The sequence below is a fragment of the Stenotrophomonas rhizophila genome (assembly GCF_000661955.1).
Taxonomy (GTDB): domain Bacteria; phylum Pseudomonadota; class Gammaproteobacteria; order Xanthomonadales; family Xanthomonadaceae; genus Stenotrophomonas; species Stenotrophomonas rhizophila.
In genome coordinates this window covers 1,032,455-1,052,482 of the sequence record NZ_CP007597.1, presented here as the reverse complement: position 1 = coordinate 1,052,482, position 20,028 = coordinate 1,032,455, and the positions used below count along the sequence as shown (strand labels likewise).

Here is a 20,028-nt window from a genome sequence, read left to right as displayed (position 1 = left end):
GGCGGTGAACGGAAACAGGTAGAGCCGACCGTTGGTCGGCTGCTCTGATCCCCGCCGCCGCACCTGCGCCGTGGGGGGAATGCGCGGCGCGCACCGCGCGTGAAAACAACGCGCCGCACCATGCCATGACCTGACGATCACACCCACGCTGGCATGTTGGCGGGCATGGCCAACGACCTCCCCCCACGTCCGCCGCCGCCGTTGCTGGACGATGCCTGCGCGTTGTTCCTCGACGTGGATGGCACCCTGATTGAATTCGAACGCGACCCCGAAGCGGTCACGCTGCTGCCGGAAGTGCGTGATGCGATCGGGCGCATCAGTGATCGCCTGGAAGGCGCGGTCGCGCTGATCAGCGGCCGTCCGCTCGGCCAGCTCGACGATCTGTTCGCCCCCCTGCACCTGCCTGCCGCCGGCCTGCACGGCCACGAGCTGCGCAGTGCCAATGGCCGCCTCGACAGTCCCACGGACACCACCGACACCAGTGAATGGCTGCACGCCGTGCACCAGCAGGCCATGCGTTTCGCGCACGGCCATCCCGGCGTGCTGGTCGAAGACAAGGGCCGCAGCTTGGCCCTGCACTGGCGTGGCGCGCCGCACGCAGCCAGCGACGTACGCGCGTTCGCCGAGCGGCACATCCGCGGCAATGCCGGCTACCGCCTGCAACCTGGCGACCACGTCGTGGAGTTTGTTCCCGAAGGCAGCGACAAGGGCCGCGCCCTGCAGCAACTGATGCAGCACCCGCCGTTCCGTGGCCGCCTGCCGGTATTCCTGGGCGATGACCTCACCGACGAGTTCGGCTTCGATGCGGCCAATGCGCAACACGGCTGGAGCGTCCTGGTGGGCGCGCGCAGCCCCAGCGCCGCCGTATTCGCGCTGCCGCACATCCGCAGCGTGCATGCCTGGCTGCAGGAAAACGCCTACTGATCCTTTCCCGCCCACGCCACACCGCGCGTGGGCGCTCCATCCAACGTGCCGCTGGCCTTGCGTGCAGCGGCCTGCCTTGAGCGAGATTGCAGTGCCCATGAAACAACCTGATCTGAATCTTGGCGTGGTCGGCAATGGTAGCTTCGGCGCCCTGATCGACCAGCAGGCGCGCGTGGTGTGGAGTTGCCTGCCTACCTTCGATGGCGACCCCACCTTCTGCGCCCTGCTCAGCCCCAACCAGAACGAAGGCGGCGATTTCGCGATCGAGCTCGAAGACCTGGTCGGCACCGAGCAGAGCTACCTCACCAACACCGCGATCCTGCGCACCGTGCTGCACGACAAGCACGGCGGCGCGCTGGAAATCATCGATTTCGCGCCGCGCTGGCGTCAGAACGACCGCTTCTACCGCCCGGTCAGCCTGATCCGACAGGTGCGCCCGCTGGCCGGCAATCCACGCATCATCGTGCGCGCCCGCCCGCTGGCCGACTGGGGCGCACGCGTGCCGGCCTCCACGTGGGGCAGCAACCACATCCGCTGGGAGCTGCCCGACCACGTGCTGCGCCTCACCACCGACGTGCCGCTGCGGTTCGTGCGCGACGGCCTGCCGTTCGTGCTCAGCCACCCGGTGCACCTGGTGCTGGGCGTGGACGAATCGTTGAACCGCTCGCTCAGCGGGTACGTGCAGGAGTCCTTCCAGCGCACCCGCGACTACTGGCGCGAATGGGTGCGCTACCTGTCCATTCCGCTGGAATGGCAGGACGCGGTGATCCGCAGCGCAATCACCCTCAAGCTGTGCCAGTACGAAGACAGCGGCGCGATCATCGCCGCGATGACCACCTCCATTCCCGAAGCGCCCGGCAGCATCCGCAACTGGGACTACCGCTACTGCTGGCTGCGCGATGCCGCCTTCGTGGTGCGCACGCTCAACCGGCTCGGTGCCACCCGCACCATGGAACAGTTCCTGGGCTACATCTTCAACCTGGCCACCACCGATGGCAGCCTGCAGCCGCTGTATGGCATCGGCTTCGAGGCCAAGCTGGAGGAAACCGAAGTGGCCTCGCTGGACGGCTACCGCGGCATGGGCCCGGTGCGGCGCGGCAACCTGGCCTGGGTACAGCGCCAGCACGACGTGTACGGCAGCGTGGTGCTGGCTTCCACGCAGCTGTTCTTCGACCAGCGCCTGCAGGATCCCGGTGACGCGCACACCTTCGCGCGACTGGAGCCACTGGGCGAGCAGGCCTTCGCCCTGCACGACGTGCCCGATGCGGGGCTGTGGGAATTCCGCGGCCGCACCGAAGTGCACACCTATACCAGTGCGATGTGCTGGGCCGCGTGCGACCGGCTGTGCAAGATCGCCATCCGCCTGAAGCTGGACGACCGCGCGGACTACTGGCGCGACCGTGCCAACACCATCCACGCGCGCATCCTGCATGAAGCGTGGAGCGACGACCTCGGCCATTTCACCGACACCTTCGGTGGTCACCGCCTGGATGCCTCGTTGCTGTTGCTGGCCGACATCGGCTTCATCGAAGCGCACGACGCGCGCTTCATCGCCACCGTCGAGGCGATCGGCCGCGACCTCAAGCACGGCAATGCGCTGTACCGCTACGTCGCACCGGATGACTTTGGCGAGCCGGAAACCAGCTTCACCATCTGCACCTTCTGGTACATCGACGCGCTGGCGGCAATCGGCCGCATGGACGAAGCGCGCGACATGTTCGAGACCCTGCTGGAACGCCGCAACCACTTGGGCCTGCTCTCCGAAGATCTGGCGTTCGACAACGGGGAGGCCTGGGGCAACTTCCCGCAGACCTATTCGCACGTAGGCCTGATCACCGCAGCGATGCGTCTGTCGCGCAGCTGGCAGGAAGCATCATGAGCCGGCTGGTTGTTGTCTCCAACCGCGTCGCGGCACCCGGCGTGGCCGCGCCCGGCGGGCTTGCAGTAGGGCTGCTGGCCGCGCTGAAGGAACGCGGTGGCCTGTGGTTCGGCTGGAGCGGCAAGTCGGTGCGCGACGCCAGCGGTGCGCTGCATGAGCAGACCGAGGGCGACATCCGCTACGTCACCATGGACCTCAACAAGCCCGACGTGGACGGCTACTACAACGGCTTTGCCAACCGCACGCTGTGGCCGCTGCTGCACTTCCGCCTGGACCTGGTGGACTACGACCGCGCCACCCGCGAAACCTACCGGCGAGTCAATGCACTGTTCGCCGAAAAGCTGGCGCCGCTGCTGCGCGAAGACGACATCGTGTGGATCCACGACTACCACCTGATTCCGCTGGCCTCGCTGCTGCGCGAGCGTGGCATCGGGTGCCGCATCGGGTTCTTCCTGCACGTGCCGATGCCCTCGGCCGACCTGCTGCAGGCCATGCCCGACCACCTGCGGCTGTTTTCCAGCCTCTACGCCTACGACCTGGTGGGCTTCCAGACCCAGCGCGACACCGACCGTTTCCAGTCCTACGTGCGCCTGTTCGGGGGCGGCCGGGTGTTGTCCGATGGCGAACTGGAAGCGCCCGGTGGCCGACGCTTCCGTGCCGCCGCCTTCCCGATCGGCATCGATACCGGCCACATCGAGCGCCAGGCCAAGGCCGGCGCCAACAAGCCGGCCGTGCGCGACCTGCGCAACAGCCTGCGCGACCGCCAGCTGGCCATCGGCGTGGACCGGCTGGACTATTCCAAGGGCCTGCCGGAGCGCTTCCAGGGTTTCGAGCGGTATCTGGAACGCCACCCGGACCAGCGCGGCAGCCTCACCTACCTGCAGATCGCGCCGGTATCGCGCGGTGATGTCACCGAGTACCGCCAGCTGCGCGGCCAGCTGGAACAGATCGCCGGGCACATCAACGGTGGCCATGCGGCACCGGACTGGACCCCGCTGCGCTACGTCAACCAGAACTTCACCCATGCCACCCTGACCGGCTTTTACCGTGCGGCGTCCGTGGGCCTGGTCACCCCGCTGCGCGATGGCATGAACCTGGTCGCCAAGGAATACGTGGCCTCGCAGGACCCGGAGAACCCCGGCGTGCTGGTGCTGTCGCTGCTGGCCGGCGCAGCCGATGAACTCAAGCAGGCGCTACTGGTGAACCCGCACGACCTGGACGGCGTGGCCGATGCAATCGCCACCGCCGCCACCATGCCCCTGCGCAAGCGCACCGAGCGTTGGCAGGCCATGATGGAGCATCTGCGCACTTACGACATCAACCACTGGCGGCAGACCTACCTGCAGGCGCTGGAGGGCTGAGGGCGGACCCAGTGCAATGCGGGCCCCTCAGGGGTAGAGCCGACCGTTGGTCGGCTGCCCTCCCTCCCAGCGCCGCGATACCTGATGGATGCACGCGCCGCGCCTTGCGCGGTGCAGCCGACCAATGGTCGGCTCTACCGGGGTGTTCGTATCGTCACCCGGCGCAATGTTGATTCCTTACTCGTAGAGCCGACCGTTGGTCGGCTGCCCTTCCTCCCGGCGCCGCGATACCCGATGCATGCACCGCGCATTGCGCGGTGCAGCCGACCAACGGTCGGCTCTACCGGGTTGTTCGCCGGCCGACCATCGGCACCCACCGGATTGTTCGTGCCGGCCGGCCATCGACACCCACCAACTTATTCGTATCGACCAACGGGCACCGCGCAACAGATGACGCTTTCCGCACGAATTGATTGCAGATGAAACAAGTCGTCCAGCGCGCGGCCATCGTCCCGCCGGATGTCGCAATCAACGCGCCTCACGACGCAATCGTCGGCTGCACAACGCCTTGCGGCAATAGACCTCGTTTATCGCGATCCCGCTACGGCACGCAGAGACGAAAGCACGCGCGAAATTTCATTTCGCATTGACGGTCCCTGACCAAAGTGACGCCCCCAAGAGCCCATCCATATCGCATGGGCCGGTTCGTGCACCGTCGCGTGCACGGTTCATTCAAGGGGATGGATTGCATGTCAGCGCTCGACCGTTTCATCAATGATGCCGCCGCACGACTGGAGCTGGGCTACCGCGCCCGCAGCGTAGTGAACGTGCTGGCCGGCTGGATCGCGTCGCACCCGCTGGGCCTGGACGGCCTGGCGCAACAGTTCGAGCAGGCCGGGCTGGGCGCCCAGTTCCGTAGCTGGCAGCGACCGACCGAACCCTCCCGCCCCGTGCTGGCAAGCGAACTGGAGCACGCCGTCCGCACCCATGCGCTGGTCACGATGGCACGCCGGGCCGGCTTTCCGCCCGGCACGTTCCGGGTAATCGCCTGCGAGCTGCTGCCCGGCCTGGTCGCGCTGGCCAGCGCGTCCGGCCCTGTGCGCGCCGCTGCACTCGGTCCTGCGGGCCTGCATCGCCCACGGGGACTCACGCCCGCCCCGGCGCGCACGGTGCAGGGCCTGGCCCTGCGCGGCATGCTGTGGATGCTGGCCGGCGTCGTGCTGATCGGGTTCACCACCTGGCTGCACCTGAAGATCCGCGCGCCACACTGGGTGGCCCCGGTCATCACCGAACAACGCGATGCGCGGCTGTCGATGCACCAGTACGGCGACCGCCTCCTGGTGCAGGGGCGCCTGCCCAGCGAGGCCGCCCGCCGCCAGGTCTGGAATGCGCTCACCGCCCTGTATGGGCGCGACAACGTGCGCGGCGGGATCGAGCTGGATCCTGCCACCCGCCCTCCACGCTGGCTGGACCGGCTTTCCGCCCGCATTGCGCAGCTGGAAGGCGACGGATTGTTGCTGGACTTCAACGGCGATGCATTGCGGGTGGATACCTCGGCGATGGTCGCCGAGCAGCGCCTGGAGGTATCCCGGCTGCTCCGCCACCACTTCGCCGACCTGCAGACCACCGGGTTGTGGGGACCGGGACTGGCCGCGCTGGCCACCCTGCCTGCGCATGCCGAGGCCACCACGGTGGTGGAGGCGTTGAACCGGACCACCCTGAAGTTCCGTGCAGGCTCGGCGGCGCTGACCGGCGACAGTGCCGACACCGTGGATGCCGTGGCGGCCGCACTGACGCTGCTGCCGGCGAGCACGCGCATCGAAGTGGCCGCGCACACCGACAGCACCGGCCACGCCGACGCCAGCCTGCTGCTGAGCCAACAGCGCGCCGCGGCGGTGGTGCAGGCACTGCAGGAACGCGGCGTACCGGCCTCGATGCTGGTCGCCACCGGCCTCGGGCAGCAGTACCCGGTCGCCGACAACCGCGACGATGCAGGACGCGCACGCAATCGACGGATCACCTACACGGTGCGTGCGCCGGAGCGCGACGCAGGGACCGCTGTTGCCGTGGCCTGGCAGGACCGGTGAAACCGGCTCAGTCGAGGAATCGCCCGGCCTGTCCGGGCGCCGGCAGGTAACAGCTGTCATGCCGACCGAACCAGCGGTAGCGGTTGCGCGCCAGCGCGCGGTAGGCGCGATCGCGCCAGCCCGAAGGCAACAGCCGCAGCACGGCCGTCAGCCGCCAGGCACCGCCAAGCCCGGCCAACACCCGTAGGATCGCGTCGGTATCGGTCCAGGCCTGGCCGTTCTCCAGCAACAGGAACGACAGCGGATCGTCCGGGTCGAGCCCGTGCTGCTGCAGCAGCGCACGGCCGTGGCTGCCCTGCATCGCCGCGAACCGGTAGCGCCCCTGCCGGTCGAAGCGCAGCAGGAACCGCACCCAGCGGCTGCACAGCGCGCAGACCCCGTCGAACACGATCACCGCGTGGTCGGCACTGCGGTTGACGTCGGCGGGGGTGCGGTCCATGGGCTCAGCGCGCCATCCAGGCCAGGGTCGCCATGCGCCCGGTACGGCGGTCGCGCCGGTGCGAGTAGAACCGCTGCGGGTCATCGATGCTGCACAGCTGGCCGCCGCTGATCTGCGCCGGGTCGACCCCCACGCTGTGCAGGCGGCGCCGGGCCAGCGCGTACAGGTCCACCTTCCAATGCCCCGGGCGGGTGGCCACGAACGCCGCTTCGGCGCCCGCGTCGCGTTCGACGAAGGCGGCAAATACGTCCTCGCCCACCTCGTAATGGGCCGGGCCGGCGGCCGGCCCCAGCCACGCCTGCAGCTGGGCCGCCGGGGTGCGCATGGCGGCCACGGTGGCTTCCAGCATGCCGTCGGCCAGGCCGCGCCACCCGGCATGGGCCGCGCCGATCTCGCTGCCATCGCGGGCGGCCAGCACCACCGGCAGGCAGTCGGCGGTCAGGATCGCCAGCACCACGCCGGGCACCGAGGTGACCGCCGCATCGGCGGTCGGCTCGGTCTCCACGCCCTGCGCGGTGGGCGCAGCGTTGAACCGCAGCACCGTGGTGCCGTGCACCTGGCGCAGCCAGTGCGGCGCCGACGGCAGGGCCAGGCCGACCTGCAGCAGGTCACGGTTGCGCTGCACCTGGGCCGGGTCGTCGCCCTCGGCGGCATAGCGGTTGCCCATGTTGAACTGATCGAACGGCGGCACCGACCCACCCGCGCCGTAGCGCAGGGTGGTACCCGCCTGTACCCCGGCAGGCGCAGGCCAGTCGGCCGCCAGCAGCGGAACCGGCGTTGGCATCAGCGACGCCCGCGTTCCAGCTCGGCGAAGCGCTTGCTGTCTTCGCGCAGCGCCTGCAGCAGGGCCAGCATGTCCGCCGGCGGCGGCGCGCTGTTGGTGATGGTCTCACCGGTGATGGGGTGCACGAACTCCAGCGTTTCGGCGTGCAGCGCCTGGCGCTTGAAGCCGCGCAGCTGCGCAACCAGTTCATCGCTGGCACCCTTGGGCAGCTTCAGCGCGCCGCCGTACAGCTGGTCGCCGATGATCGGGTGGCGCAGGTGCGCCATGTGCACGCGGATCTGGTGGGTGCGGCCGGTTTCCAGGCGGCATTCCAGCGCGGTGTGCGCACGGAAGCGCTCCCGCAGGCGGTAATGGGTGATCGCGTCCTTGCCGTCTTCACGCACGGCCATGCGCACGCGGTCGCGCGGATGGCGGTCGATGGCCGCATCGGCGGTGCCACCGGATACCAGCGCGCCCACCACGATGGCGAGGTATTGGCGGTGCACTTCGCGCGCCGACAGCTGCTCGACCAGCGCGGTCTGCGCCTGGATCGTGCGGGCAATCACCATCACCCCGCTGGTGTCCTTGTCCAGGCGGTGCACGATGCCCGCGCGCGGCAGTACCGACAGCGAGGGGTCGCGGAACAGCAGTGCGTTGACCAGCGTGCCGGTGGGGTTGCCCGCACCGGGGTGGACCACCAGCCCGACCGGCTTGTTGATGACGAACACGTGCTCGTCCTCGTACAGCACCTCCAGCGGGATGTCTTCCGGCTCGGCATGGGTCTGGGTGTCAAGCACGACATGCAGGCTGGCCACCTCGCCGCCCCGCACCGGGTCGCGCCCGCGCACGGTCTGGCCGTCCAGCAGGACGTCCCCGGACTTGATCCACTCGGTCAGCTTGGACCGGGAGAATTCAGGGAACAGCTCGGCCAGGACGGCGTCGAAGCGCCGTCCAGCGGCGGTATCGGGCACCACGGCCTGGCGGGGGGATTCGGATTCGGAAGCGTTATCGGACATGGGGAAAGCACCGCTGGGAGACAAATTTGGGGTCCCGTCGACCACTTTCAGTCGCAGGACAGGCCACTAGGCTATCATCGACCCTTCGTATTCCAGCCGCGTCCCGCCCTGACCCCATGATCCGACGCTCTTCTTTGCTGTCCGCGCCCGTCCGCACCGCCGCCCTGCTGCTGGTCCTGGCCCTCGTCGCCACTGGCTGCCACCGCGGCACCAAAGGTGACAATCCGGACGAAGGCCTGCCGGTCGAACAGATCTACGAGAAGAGCCACCGCCTGATGGAAGGCGGCAACTGGAGCGGGGCCGAAGCCAACTTCCGCCGCCTGATCGCCCAGTACCCGTATGGCCCGTACACCGAGCAGGCGATGATCGAAACCGCCTACGCCCAGTACAAGGCCGGCAAGCACGATGACGCGGTGTCCAGCGTGGACCGCTTCATCCGGACCTACCCGACCCACCGCAACATCGCCTACATGTACTACCTGCGCGGCCTGTCCAACGGCAACCGCAATACGGTGTTCCTGCGCCGGGTATGGGCGCTCGACCCGAGCCGCCGCGACCTGTCCACCCCGCACCAGGCCTACGCCGACTTCAATATCGTCGTCGACCGTTACCCCAACAGCCGTTACGCCGCCGACGCGCGCCAGCGCATGATCGAGCTGCGCGACGTGTTCGCCCAGCACGAGCTGGACAACGCCCTGTACTACCTGCGCCGCCAGGCCTGGGTATCGGCAGCGGGTCGTGCCAACTACCTGCTGGAAACCTACCCGCAGAGCGCCTTCCAGTACGACGCCGTGGCCACCCTGGGCGAGGCCTACACCCGCCTGGGCAACAAGACCCTGGCCGACGACGCCCGCCGCGTGCTGGAGCTGAACCAGCCCGAGCACCCCTGGCTGCAGGGCAACTGGCCGAAGTACCCGTGGATGGTGCGCAAGCTGAACCCCTTCGCCGGCGAGAAGTCCGCCAGCACCGGGCAGCGCAACGCCAAGATGGAACGCAAATAATAAAAAGGCCCCGAAAGGGGCCTTTTTTGTTTTGGGTGACCCGTCCTGAATTGAGTTGACACCTTTTCCCACAGGAAGAGGAATGTTCAATGGATTCAACACTCAGGCGCAGCCAGCGGGATTACTCGCTGGCCTTCAAATTGGCGGTGGTCGACCAGATCGAGCGTGGGGAGCTGACCTATCGTCAGGCCCAGGATCGATACGGCATCCAAGGCAGCAGTACCGTGCTGAAGTGGCTTCGCCGACATGGTCGGCAGGACTGGTCGGGTGGTGCATCATCTGCCCCCATGACCACTTCACCCAAAAGCGGGGCGGGCAAGCCGCTGACGCCGGAACAACAGATCAAGGCCTTGCAGGTGCAACTGCGGGAAGCCAACGAGAAAGCGCAGCTTTTCGAAGCCATCGTCGATGTCCTCAAAGAGGACTACGGGGTACGCATCGTAAAAAAGCCTTCCGGCAAGTCCTCACGCAAGGGCGCCTCCAAGGCCTAAGCGTGGCAAGGGCTTGCCGACATTTCGGCATTAGTCGGCAGGCGTACTACAAAGCCGGCCATCGCCAACAACAGCAGCTGGTCGAGGGCGCGCGGGCGATCGCCTTGGTGGGTGGCTATCGGGCCCGTCAGCCACGCATCGGCACCCGCAAGCTCCACGGTCTGATCAGGCCGGCACTGCAGGCATCGGGGATAGCGATGGGGCGGGACCGCCTGTTTGGTGTCCTTCGTGATGCCCGGCTCCTGGTGCCCATGCGGCGCGCATATCACAAGACAACCAACAGCCATCACCGCTTCCGGCGGCACCCCAACCTGCTCAAAGCTGGCGAGGGGCGCGTGGTACCCACCGGCTGCGAGCAGGTGTGGGTCGCCGACATCACCTACCTGCCAACGCAAGGGAAATTCGTCTATCTGAGCCTGATTACGGATGCTTGGTCACGCAAGATCGTTGGCTGGAGTGTGCACGACACGCTGCAGACCGAGCAGGTTGCCCAGGCGTTGCAGATGGCGCTGAAAGGACGAAAAACGCGTCAACAACTGGTCCACCACTCCGATCGAGGTATCCAATACTGCTCGGATTACTACCAGAAGATCCACGCCGCGCACGGCGTAACCTGCTCGATGACCGACGGCTACGACTGCTACCAGAATGCGTTGGCAGAACGGGTAAATGGGATCTTGAAAGGCGAATTCCTGCTGCATCGCCCTCGGGACCTGGCGCAGGCACGGCAGATGGTGGCCGAGTCGGTGGCGATCTATAACGCCGAGCGGCCGCACCTGTCCCTTAAAATGCAGACGCCCGATGCAGTGCATCGGGCGTCCTTGGCCGCCTGACGGCGGCCGATTCATCCGCCACAGGTGTCAACCTATGGCAGGACGGGTCAGGGACCATGCCGACCAACGGTCGGCACCTACCGGGAATGGCCGGTAGCGCCCGACCGTTGGTCGGGCCGATCGCCCGTCAGCCCTTGTACCCGTTGCTGATCGGGTACCGCCGCTCGCGCCCGAACGCGCGCCGCGACACCTTCGGCCCCGGCGCAGCCTGGTGGCGCTTCCATTCGCTGGTGCGCACCAGGCGCAGCACACGGTCCACCACCTCGGCGGCATACCCGGCGGCCACGATCTCCTCGCGCGACTGCTCCTGGTCCACGTAGCGGTACAGGATGCCGTCCAGCACGTCGTAGGCCGGCAGCGAGTCCTGGTCGGTCTGGTTGTCGCGCAGTTCGGCCGAGGGCGGGCGGCTGATCACCGCCGGCGGGATCACCGGCGCCCCACCCACGGTGTTGCGCCACTTGGACAGACCGAACACCTCGGTCTTGTACAGGTCCTTCAGCGGCGCGTAGCCACCGCACATGTCGCCGTAGATGGTGGCGTAGCCGACCGCATACTCGCTCTTGTTGCCGGTGGTCAGCAGCAGCCCGCCGAACTTGTTCGACAGCGCCATCAGGATCACCCCGCGGCTGCGGGACTGCAGGTTCTCCTCGGTCACATCGGCGGCCTGGCCCTCGAACATCGGCCCCAGCGCGGCCATCAGGCCTTCGAACACCGGCTCGATCGAAACGGCCTCCAGCTTCACGCCCAGCGCGCGGCACTGCTCGGCCGCCAGGTCGTTGGACATGCCGGCGGTATAGCGCGATGGCAGGCGCACCGCGGTGACGTTGTCCGCGCCCAGCGCATCGACCGCCATGGCCAGCACCAGGGCCGAATCGATGCCGCCGGACAGGCCCAGCCACACCTTCTTGAAGCCGTTCTTGCGGCAATAGTCCTGGATGCCGCGGGTGACCGCGCGCCAGGCCAGCGCATCCATGCTTTCATCGCCGTCGTCGATCCACTCACGCGGCATGAAGCGACGCGTGGCGGCGTCGTAGTCCACCACCAGCCACTGGTCGGTGAAGGCGGCGGCGGCCGGGTGCACGGTGCCGTCGCCATCGGCCACGACCGAGGCGCCATCGAACACCAGCGCGTCCTGGCCGCCCACCACGTTCAGGTAGGCAATGGCCGCCCCGCTCTCGCGCGTACGCTCGGCCAGCAGCGCATCGCGCTGGGCGTGCTTGCCACGCTCGTACGGCGAGGCATTGGGCACCACCACCAGCTGCGCGCCTTCGCGCACGGTATCGGCCAGCGGCTCGGCGAACCACAGGTCTTCGCAGACCAGCACGCCCACCGGCACGCCTTTCAGCTCGAACACGCAGCTGCCGCCGTCCGGGTCCACGTCGAAGTAACGGCGTTCGTCGAACACCGCGTAATTGGGCAGCTCGCGCTTGCGGTAGGTGTGCTCGACCTTGCCATCGCGCAGCACGCTGGCGGCGTTGTACACCACCGAGCCGGTGGCCTGCGGCCAGCCTACCACGGCGGCAATGCCGTGGGTGGCCGCGGCAATGCGCTTGAGTGCCTGCTCGCAGTCGTACAGGAAGCCCGGGCGCAGCAGCAGGTCTTCCGGCGGGTAGCCGCTGATGGCCAGTTCCGGAAACACCACCAGTTCGGCGCCGTACTCATCGCGCGCCTCGGCGATCATGGCGATGATGTTGTCGGTGTTCTGCGCCACGGCGCCTACCGGGAAATCAAACTGCGCCATCGCGATGCGGATCGAAGCCATGAAGGTCCAGCCTGTAGTTGCAATGCGCTCATTGTAGTGCCGGGCTCTGCCCGGCAACCATGCATGCGCTGATCGCATGATCGGGCGGCGGCCAGAACGCAGAAAGGCCGCCCGGAGGCGGCCTTTCTGTTTGGGGCAGCTGACCAACGGTCAGCTCTACCCACACGTCGGCCGCAGGTGCGGCCGGCGGTTTATTTCACCAGCTTGGCGATGGCAGCGCCCAGGTCGCCCGGCGAACGGACGGTGACAACACCGGCCGCTTCCATGGCGGCGAACTTGCCTTCTGCCGTGCCCTTGCCACCCGAGGCGATCGCACCGGCGTGGCCCATGCGCTTGCCGGCCGGAGCCGACGCACCGGCGATGAAACCGACAACCGGCTTCTTCACGTGGTTCTTGATGTACTCGGCACCGGCTTCTTCAGCGTCACCGCCGATTTCGCCGACCATGATGATGCCCAGGGTCTGCGGATCTTCGTTGAACAGCTTCAGGCAGTCGACGAAGTTCAGGCCGTTGATCGGGTCACCGCCGATGCCGATGCAGGTGGACTGGCCCAGGCCGACTTCGGTGGTCTGCTTGACCGCTTCATAGGTCAGGGTGCCCGAGCGCGACACGATGCCGATCTTGCCCGGCATGTGGATGTGGCCCGGCATGATGCCGATCTTGCACTCGCCCGGGGTGATGACACCGGGGCAGTTCGGACCGACCAGCACGGTGTCCGGATGGGCACGGGTCAGCACGTTCTTGACGCGCAGCATGTCCAGCACCGGAATGCCTTCGGTGATGCACACGATGACCTTGATGCCGGCAGCCGCAGCTTCCAGGATCGCGTCAGCCGCGTACGGCGGCGGCACGTAGATGACCGACGCGTTGGCGCCGGTGCTCTGCACGGCGTCGGCAACGGTGTTGAAGACCGGCAGGTCGATGTGGGTGGTGCCGCCCTTGCCGGGGGTCACGCCGCCAACAACCTGGGTGCCGTACTCGATCATCTGAGTGGCGTGGAAGGTACCCTGCTGGCCGGTGAAGCCCTGCACGATCACCTTGGTGTTCTTATTGATCAAAACTGACATTGGATTTCCTTCGGTGTCGGATCAGGCGGCGGCTTTGACAGCAGCGACGACCTTCTTGGCACCGTCGTTGATGTTGTCGGCCGGGATGATGGCCATGCCGCTGTCACGCAGCAGCTGCTTGCCTTCTTCCACGTTGGTGCCTTCCAGGCGCACCACGACCGGAACCTTGACGCCCACTTCCTTGACCGCGGCGATGATGCCTTCGGCAATCATGTCGCAACGGACGATGCCGCCGAAGATGTTGACGAAGATGCCTTCGACCTTGTCCGAGGACAGGATCAGCTTGAACGCTTCGATGACGCGCTGCTTGTTCGCACCGCCGCCCACGTCCAGGAAGTTCGCCGGCTCGCCGCCGTTGAGCTTGATGACGTCCATGGTGGCCATGGCCAGGCCGGCGCCGTTGACCATGCAGCCGATGTTGCCGTCCATGGTGACGTAGTTGATGTCCAGCTCCGAAGCGGTCACTTCGGTTTCGTCTTCCTGGGTCTTGTCGCGCATGGCAACGAGAGCCTTCTGACGGAACGCGGCGTTGTCGTCGCTGTCGAACTTGCCGTCCAGCGCGTACAGGTTGCCGTCGTCCAGGATGGCCAGCGGGTTGATTTCAACCAGGGCCAGGTCCTTTTCGTTGAACAGGCGGTACAGGTTCACCATGATGCTGGCGAACTGGCCGGCCTGCTTGGCGGTCAGGCCCAGCTTGAAGCCGAAATCACGGCCGTGGTAACCCTGCACGCCTTCAACGAAGTCGACGTTGAGCGAGTGGATCAGCTCGGGGGTTTCAGCGGCAACCTGCTCGATCTCCACGCCGCCTTCCGAAGAAGCGATGTACGTGATGGTCTTGGTGCCACGGTCAACCAGCACCGACAGGTACAGTTCCTTGACGATCTCGCCGGCGGTGGTCACCAGCACCAGGTTGACCGGCAGTTCAACGCCGGCGGTCTGGTAGGTGGCCATCTTGGTGCCGAGCATCTTGGCCGCAGCGGCCTTCACATCGTCGGTGGTCTTGCAGAACTTGACGCCGCCTGCCTTGCCGCGACCGCCAGCATGGATCTGCGCCTTGACCATCCAGGGGCCCTGGCCCAGCGACTGGGCAGCTTCGACTGCTTCGTCCGGGGTAGCGGCGACCTTGCCGGCCGGGACCGGGATGCCGTACTCGGCAAGCAGTTGTTTTGACTGGTATTCGTGGAAATTCATGCGTCACCGTGGGAATAGGAACGACCGCACGCATCTCCAAGGCTCCCTCACGGGGCACCGGCACGGACCGCGGCGGGCCCACTATTGTGGACGAGCCGGCGCGCAGGCGCAAAGACACGCGAGCCGGCGCCGGAGCCCGGGCAGTTTTCCACCTTCATTCAGACAGTTGCGGCACGCCTGCCGGGCCGCGCCCGGGTCGGAGGCGGCCCGATTGCGCGGCAACGGGCGATTGGCGGGCCCCATCCGGGGGTGGCGTGCCTATACTGATCCCTCTACGGGCCGGCCCAGGCCGTTGAAACGCCGTCGAGCCTGGCTCGGCGTTACCAGGGCAGCCAGAAGGGGAGTTCCGGCGTGTCACCCAGTGCTTCATTGATCGACCGCATCGAATCGATACCGAAGCGGGAGCTGTACTTTTTCGCGCTGTATCGCCTGCTGATCACCGCCGTGATCGCCGCGCTGCTGTTCAGCCCGCTCAATACCCTGATTGGCGAGGCCGACCACCCGCGCTTGGCGTTCTGGGTCAGCGGCATCTATCTGGGGTTGGCGCTGCTGATCCTGCTGGTGGGCAGGAGCGAGCGCTGGCTGCATCGCATCGTCGTGGCCGGCGTAGGGGTGGACATCATCGCCGCCACCCTGCTCGCCCATGCGCTGCCCGGCGCCAGCGCCGGCATCTCGATGACGCTGCTGTTCAACATCGCCGCGGCCGCCACCCTGCTGCCGCTCAGCCTGGGCATGGGCCTGGCGGTCGCCGCCAGCGTCGCCACCGCCGGCGAGTACGTCTGGAAGCTGCTGGAAGGCGGTGCCCCCACCCGCACCCTGGCCGAACTGGCCATGTTCATCACCAGCTACCTGGCCCTGGCATTCGTCAGCTACCAGGTGGGCAACCGCGCGCGCCGCAACCAGCAACTGGCCAACCAGCGCGGTGACGAAGTGGCCAACCTGTTCGAGATCAACGAGCTGATCATCCGCCGCATGCGCACCGGCGTGCTGGTGGTGGATGGCGCCAACCGCATCACCCTGGCCAACGAAGCGGCCTCCACCCTGATCGGTGACGCCGACGGCAACGGCGGCAGCGGACGGCTCGAACTGGGCAGCGCCGCACCGGACCTGAGCCGCCGCCTGCTGCGCTGGCGCAACGGCTGGACCAACGAAGAAACGCCGCTGCAGCTGTCCCCGGACCAGCCCGAAGTACAGCCGCGTTTCGCCCGCCTGCTGGCCGGCAGCGACCTCACCCTGGTCTTCCTGGACGACTCCACCGTGGTCTCGCGCCGCGCCGAATCGCTGACGCTGTCGGCGATGGGGCGCTTCTCGGCCAGCCTGGCGCACGAGATCCGCAACCCGCTGGCGGCGATCAACTACGCCGCCCAGCTGCTGGAAGAATCCACCGCCATCGGCGACACCGACCGCCGCCTGCTGCAGATCATCCACCAGCAGTGCCAGCGCACCAACGGCATCGTCGAAAGCGTGCTCGGCCTGGCCCGGCGCGAACGCGCCAACCCGGAAAACCTGGACCTGGCTGCATTCGTGCGCCGCTTCGTGCTGGAGTACAAACAGGGCATCACCCTGGAGACGGACAGCATCGAGCCGATCATCACCGAAACCTCGGTGCACGCCCTGGTCGACCCGCGCCACCTGCACCAGATCCTCACCGTGCTGGTCCACAACGCCCTCAAGTACGGCCGCATCGGCCAGGAACCGGCACGGGTGCGGCTGCGCGTGGCCCGCCAGGAGCGCGCCGCCGTCATCGACGTGATGGACCGCGGCCCGGGCATCCCCGAAACAGTGGCCAGCCAGCTGTTCCGCCCGTTCTTCACCACCTCCGAGCACGGCACCGGGCTGGGCCTTTATATCGCCCGCGAGCTGTGCAAGGCCAACCAGGCCAACCTGGAATACGTATCGGTGCCGGCCGGTGGCGCCTGTTTCCGGCTGGTCCTGGCCGGCCCGCACACGATGCTGCCGCAATGAACCGTTCACGGCAGGCGGCCCCCTCGCGGGTTGCCGCATGCGTCAAACATTTGTCGGATCCAACCGCCCTCGGCTATCTTTCCCCCATATGAACGACACCCGCAGCGCCCTCGTCGTCGACGACGAACGTGACATCCGCGAACTGCTGGTACTGACCCTGGGCCGCATGGGCCTGCGCATCAGCACCGCCGCCAACCTCGCCGAAGCCCGCGAGTTGCTCGCCAGCAACCCGTACGATCTGTGCATCACCGACATGCGCCTGCCCGACGGCAACGGCATCGAGCTGGTCACCGAGATCGCCCAGCACTACCCGCGCACGCCGGTGGCGATGATCACCGCGTTCGGCAGCATGGACCTGGCCGTGGAGGCCTTGAAGGCCGGCGCCTTCGACTTCGTCAGCAAGCCGGTGGACATCTCCGTGCTGCGCGGGCTGGTCAAGCACGCGCTGGAGCTCAACAACACCGAGCGCGCCGTACCCGCCGCGCCGCCCTCGGAACAGGCCGCCCGCCTGCTGGGGGATTCGCCGGCGATGAACGTGCTGCGCACCACGATCACCAAGGTCGCGCGCAGCCAGGCCCCGGTCTACATCCTGGGCGAATCGGGCGTGGGCAAGGAACTGGTGGCCCGCACCATCCACGCACAGAGCGCGCGCTCGGCCGGCCCGTTCGTTCCGGTCAATTGCGGCGCGATTCCGTCGGAGCTGATGGAAAGCGAGTTCTTCGGGCACAAGAAGGGCAGCTTCAGCGGTGCCCACGCCGACAAGCCCGGCCTGTTCCAGGCCGCGCATGGCGGCACCCTGTTCCTGGACGAAGTGGCCGAACTGCCGCTGCAGATGCAGGTCAAGCTGCTGCGCGCCATCCAGGAAAAGTCGATCCGCCCGGTCGGTGCCGCCACGGAAGTGCCGGTGGATGTGCGCATCCTGTCGGCCACGCACAAGGATCTGGGCGAACTGGTCGAGGACGGCCGCTTCCGCCACGACCTGTATTACCGCATCAACGTGATCGAACTGCGCGTGCCGCCGCTGCGCGAGCGCCGCAGCGACCTGCCGCAGCTGGCCGCCTCCATCCTGGCGCGGCTGGCCCGTACCCACGAGCGCCCCACCCCGCTGCTGGCGCCGTCGGCCATCGACGCGCTGGCGCAGTACCACTTCCCAGGCAACGTGCGCGAGCTGGAGAACATCCTGGAACGCGCCCTGGCCCTGGCCGAGTCGGACAGCATCGGCGCCAGTGACCTGCGCCTGCCGCAGCACGCCACGCCGCGCCACGGCGCCGGCCCGGCACCGGAGCACGAAGAAGCCGTGGTCGATCTGCCAGCCGGCAATGGCGCCCTGCCCTCCTACATCGAGCAGATGGAGCGCACCGCCATCCAGAAGGCGCTGGAAGAGAACCGCTGGAACAAGACGCGCACTGCGGCGCAGTTGGGCATCACCTTCCGTGCACTGCGCTACAAGCTGAAAAAGCTGGGCATGGATTGAGGCCAGGGACCACGGGTTCCCGCACATGAAAAGGCCCGCATCCGCGGGCCTTTTCCGTTCAACCACACCGACCAGTCAATCCTTGGTAACGCGGTTGATCTCAGCCAGGCTGGTCGTACCCGCCGCCGCCTTGACCAGCGCCGACTGCCGCAGGTCATTCACCCCGGCGCGCTGCGCGGCCTCGGCAATCTGGATGGCGTTGCCACCGGCCAGCACGATCACCGAGATTTCCTCACTCATCGGCATCACCTGGTAAATACCGGTACGGCCCTTGTAGCCCTCGGTGCACTCCTCGCACCCCACCGGCTCGAACAGGCGGATGCCTGCATCGATCTGTGCCTGGGTGAAGCCTTCGGCCAGCAACGCATGCGCCGGCAGCTCGATCGGCCGCTTGCAGTTGCTGCACAGCCGCCGGGCCAGACGCTGGGCGATCACCAGCGTGACCGAACTGGTGATGTTGAACGGTGCGATGCCCATGTTCATCAGGCGCGCGATGGTCTGCGGCGCATCGTTGGTATGCAGCGTGGACAGCACCATGTGGCCGGTCTGTGCGGCCTTGATCGCGATCTCGGCGGTTTCCAGGTCGCGGATTTCGCCGACCATGATGATGTCCGGATCCTGGCGCAGGAACGAACGCAGCGCCGCGGCGAAGGTCATGCCGCGCTTGTTGTTCTGCTGCACCTGGTTGACGCCGGGCAGGCGGATTTCCACCGGGTCTTCGGCGGTGGAAATGTTGCGCGTTTCATCGTTGAGGATGCCCAGCGCGGTGTACAGCGACACCGTTTTGCCCGAACCGGTCGGGCCGGTCACCAGCACCATGCCGTACGGCTTGTGGATGGCGTCCAGGAACAGCTGCTGCTGCGCCGGCTCGTAGCCCAGCTTGTCGATGCCCAGCTTGGCCGCGCTGCCATCCAGGATACGCAGCACGATCTTCTCGCCGAACAGCGTGGGCAGCGTGCTCACGCGGAAGTCGATCTGGCGGGTCTTGGACAGGTTGAGCTTGATGCGCCCATCCTGCGGCACGCGCTTTTCAGCGATGTCCAGCTGCGACATCACCTTCAGGCGCGCCGCGATGCGCTGGTTGAGCTTGACCGGGGCCTTGGCCACGTTCTTGAGCAGGCCATCGATGCGGAAGCGCACGCGATAGTCGTCTTCGTACGGCTCGAAATGGATGTCCGAGGCGCCCTTGCGGATCGCATCGATCAGCACCTTGTTGACAAACTTCACCACCGGGGTGTCGTCGCCCTTGGCGTCCACGCCGGAATCAGTGGAACCGCCCTCCTCGTCACCGGTCGACACATCCAGGTCGCCCATGCCGTCATCGTCGCCGCCCAGCGTCGAACCGAGCGTGTCGTGCTTGGACTGCCACTGTTCCAGCGTACGCTTGATCTGCTCCTCGTCGACCAGGATCGGCTCCACCACCAGGTTGGTGTGGAACTTGATCTCGTCCAGCGAATGGGTGGGGTCACTGGTACCAACGAACAGCTTGCCACCGCGCTTGAACAGCGGCAGCACGCGGTGCTTGCGGAGGAGCTCTTCGCTGACCAGGCTGATGGCGTTCTGGGTGCCGTCGAAGACGGAGACATCCAGAAGGGGCATGCCGAATTCGAGTGCGTTCGCGGCGGCGAGCTGGGCGGCCGTGACCAGCTTCTTCTCTGCAAACCACTGCGGGAGGGGCTGTTTGGCAGCACCCGCTTTGGCCATGGCGTCACGGGCCGCTGCCTCGTCCAGCGCTCCATCCTGGACCAGACGGCGAGCAATGCCGGTGATGCCGACTAGGTTGGCGGTGACGATGGCGTTCATATTCGACTCTCTCGACAACGTGGGTAGAGCAG

Annotated in this window: 15 protein-coding genes; 8 read left to right on the top strand and 7 right to left on the bottom strand. The window is 67.0% G+C overall.

Features of this window, described 5'->3' with window-relative positions; genetic code table 11:
- Window positions 1-165: 165 nt before the first annotated feature.
- The 4 genes from otsB to DX03_RS20370 all read left to right on the top strand — a co-directional run bounded on the left by otsB (window position 166) and on the right by DX03_RS20370 (window position 6,191).
- The gene (otsB, locus tag DX03_RS04435) at window positions 166-924 is read left to right on the top strand and encodes a trehalose-phosphatase (RefSeq protein WP_038691895.1); all 759 of its coding nucleotides are present in this window, start codon (window positions 166-168) and stop codon (window positions 922-924) included.
- Between the two features lie 97 nt (window positions 925-1,021).
- Window positions 1,022-2,803 carry a glycoside hydrolase family 15 protein gene (locus DX03_RS04430; protein WP_038686657.1) on the top strand — a complete coding sequence of 594 codons (1,782 nt, stop codon included), beginning with the start codon at window positions 1,022-1,024 and terminating at the stop codon, window positions 2,801-2,803.
- The gene (gene otsA, locus DX03_RS04425) at window positions 2,800-4,164 is read left to right on the top strand and encodes an alpha,alpha-trehalose-phosphate synthase (UDP-forming) (protein ID WP_038686655.1); all 1,365 of its coding nucleotides are present in this window, start codon (window positions 2,800-2,802) and stop codon (window positions 4,162-4,164) included. Before DX03_RS04430 ends, otsA begins: the two co-directional genes overlap by 4 nt.
- Window positions 4,165-4,853: 689 nt before the next feature.
- A complete protein-coding gene (locus tag DX03_RS20370) occupies window positions 4,854-6,191 on the top strand; it encodes an OmpA family protein (protein WP_051598744.1) in 1,338 nt (445 codons plus the stop codon).
- 7 nt (window positions 6,192-6,198) lie between these two features.
- Here DX03_RS20370 and DX03_RS04415 read toward each other — a convergent pair whose 3' ends face one another.
- From DX03_RS04415 to rluD, 3 genes are read right to left on the bottom strand one after another with little or no spacing between them, the layout of a single operon-like run.
- The gene (locus tag DX03_RS04415) at window positions 6,199-6,630 is read right to left on the bottom strand and encodes a thiol-disulfide oxidoreductase DCC family protein (protein WP_038686653.1); all 432 of its coding nucleotides are present in this window, start codon (window positions 6,628-6,630) and stop codon (window positions 6,199-6,201) included.
- Window positions 6,631-6,634: 4 nt separating this feature from the next.
- A complete protein-coding gene (gene pgeF, locus DX03_RS04410) occupies window positions 6,635-7,414 on the bottom strand; it encodes a peptidoglycan editing factor PgeF (RefSeq protein WP_038686651.1) in 780 nt (259 codons plus the stop codon).
- Window positions 7,414-8,409: a 23S rRNA pseudouridine(1911/1915/1917) synthase RluD gene (gene rluD, locus DX03_RS04405; RefSeq protein ID WP_038686649.1), complete on the bottom strand. Its 996-nt coding sequence runs from the start codon at window positions 8,407-8,409 to the stop codon at window positions 7,414-7,416. Before rluD ends, pgeF begins: the two co-directional genes overlap by 1 nt.
- Window positions 8,410-8,525: 116 nt before the next feature.
- On the opposite strand from rluD, the gene DX03_RS04400 reads away from it, so the two are divergent.
- Together DX03_RS04400 and DX03_RS04390 are read left to right on the top strand one after the other, a co-directional pair.
- Window positions 8,526-9,410, top strand: coding sequence for an outer membrane protein assembly factor BamD (locus DX03_RS04400; RefSeq protein WP_038686647.1), 885 nt, complete (start codon window positions 8,526-8,528; stop codon window positions 9,408-9,410).
- 89 nt (window positions 9,411-9,499) lie between these two features.
- A protein-coding gene (locus tag DX03_RS04390; RefSeq protein ID WP_244880181.1) for an IS3 family transposase occupies window positions 9,500-10,734 on the top strand; the annotation gives its coding sequence in 2 pieces (ribosomal slippage) (window positions 9,500-9,851 and window positions 9,851-10,734; 1,236 coding nt in all).
- A gap of 127 nt (window positions 10,735-10,861) precedes the next feature.
- On the opposite strand, the gene DX03_RS04385 is transcribed toward DX03_RS04390, so the two are convergent.
- From DX03_RS04385 to sucC, 3 genes are all read right to left on the bottom strand, one after another.
- Window positions 10,862-12,496, bottom strand: coding sequence for an NAD+ synthase (locus tag DX03_RS04385; RefSeq protein WP_038686641.1), 1,635 nt, complete (start codon window positions 12,494-12,496; stop codon window positions 10,862-10,864).
- 191 nt (window positions 12,497-12,687) lie between these two features.
- Window positions 12,688-13,563 carry a succinate--CoA ligase subunit alpha gene (gene sucD, locus DX03_RS04380; RefSeq protein ID WP_038686639.1) on the bottom strand — a complete coding sequence of 292 codons (876 nt, stop codon included), beginning with the start codon at window positions 13,561-13,563 and terminating at the stop codon, window positions 12,688-12,690.
- Window positions 13,564-13,584: 21 nt separating this feature from the next.
- Window positions 13,585-14,754 carry an ADP-forming succinate--CoA ligase subunit beta gene (gene sucC, locus DX03_RS04375; RefSeq protein WP_038686637.1) on the bottom strand — a complete coding sequence of 390 codons (1,170 nt, stop codon included), beginning with the start codon at window positions 14,752-14,754 and terminating at the stop codon, window positions 13,585-13,587.
- A gap of 351 nt (window positions 14,755-15,105) precedes the next feature.
- On the opposite strand from sucC, the gene DX03_RS04370 reads away from it, so the two are divergent.
- Window positions 15,106-16,719, top strand: a complete 1,614-nt coding sequence (locus DX03_RS04370) for a sensor histidine kinase (protein ID WP_038686635.1) — start codon at window positions 15,106-15,108, stop codon at window positions 16,717-16,719.
- 88 nt (window positions 16,720-16,807) lie between these two features.
- Window positions 16,808-18,193, top strand: a complete 1,386-nt coding sequence (locus DX03_RS04365; RefSeq protein WP_038686633.1) for a sigma-54-dependent transcriptional regulator — start codon at window positions 16,808-16,810, stop codon at window positions 18,191-18,193.
- 75 nt (window positions 18,194-18,268) lie between these two features.
- Here the strand turns inward: DX03_RS04365 and pilB are convergent, their stop codons facing one another.
- Window positions 18,269-19,996 (bottom strand): type IV-A pilus assembly ATPase PilB, encoded by a 1,728-nt coding sequence (gene pilB / locus DX03_RS04360; protein ID WP_038686631.1) that lies wholly within the window; start codon window positions 19,994-19,996, stop codon window positions 18,269-18,271.
- Window positions 19,997-20,028 lie beyond the last annotated feature (32 nt).

Excerpts from the sequence above, each read along its gene's own strand:
- otsB (WP_038691895.1), top strand. The coding sequence starts at position 166 with ATGGCCAACGACCTCCCCCCACGTCCGCCGCCGCCGTTGCTGGACGAT.
- DX03_RS04430 (WP_038686657.1), top strand. The coding sequence starts at position 1,022 with ATGAAACAACCTGATCTGAATCTTGGCGTGGTCGGCAATGGTAGCTTC.
- otsA (WP_038686655.1), top strand. The coding sequence starts at position 2,800 with ATGAGCCGGCTGGTTGTTGTCTCCAACCGCGTCGCGGCACCCGGCGTG.
- DX03_RS20370 (WP_051598744.1), top strand. The coding sequence starts at position 4,854 with ATGTCAGCGCTCGACCGTTTCATCAATGATGCCGCCGCACGACTGGAG.
- DX03_RS04415 (WP_038686653.1), bottom strand. The coding sequence starts at position 6,630 with ATGGACCGCACCCCCGCCGACGTCAACCGCAGTGCCGACCACGCGGTG.
- pgeF (WP_038686651.1), bottom strand. The coding sequence starts at position 7,414 with ATGCCAACGCCGGTTCCGCTGCTGGCGGCCGACTGGCCTGCGCCTGCC.
- rluD (WP_038686649.1), bottom strand. The coding sequence starts at position 8,409 with ATGTCCGATAACGCTTCCGAATCCGAATCCCCCCGCCAGGCCGTGGTG.
- DX03_RS04400 (WP_038686647.1), top strand. The coding sequence starts at position 8,526 with ATGATCCGACGCTCTTCTTTGCTGTCCGCGCCCGTCCGCACCGCCGCC.
- DX03_RS04385 (WP_038686641.1), bottom strand. The coding sequence starts at position 12,496 with ATGGCTTCGATCCGCATCGCGATGGCGCAGTTTGATTTCCCGGTAGGC.
- sucD (WP_038686639.1), bottom strand. The coding sequence starts at position 13,563 with ATGTCAGTTTTGATCAATAAGAACACCAAGGTGATCGTGCAGGGCTTC.
- sucC (WP_038686637.1), bottom strand. The coding sequence starts at position 14,754 with ATGAATTTCCACGAATACCAGTCAAAACAACTGCTTGCCGAGTACGGC.
- DX03_RS04365 (WP_038686633.1), top strand. The coding sequence starts at position 16,808 with ATGAACGACACCCGCAGCGCCCTCGTCGTCGACGACGAACGTGACATC.
- pilB (WP_038686631.1), bottom strand. The coding sequence starts at position 19,996 with ATGAACGCCATCGTCACCGCCAACCTAGTCGGCATCACCGGCATTGCT.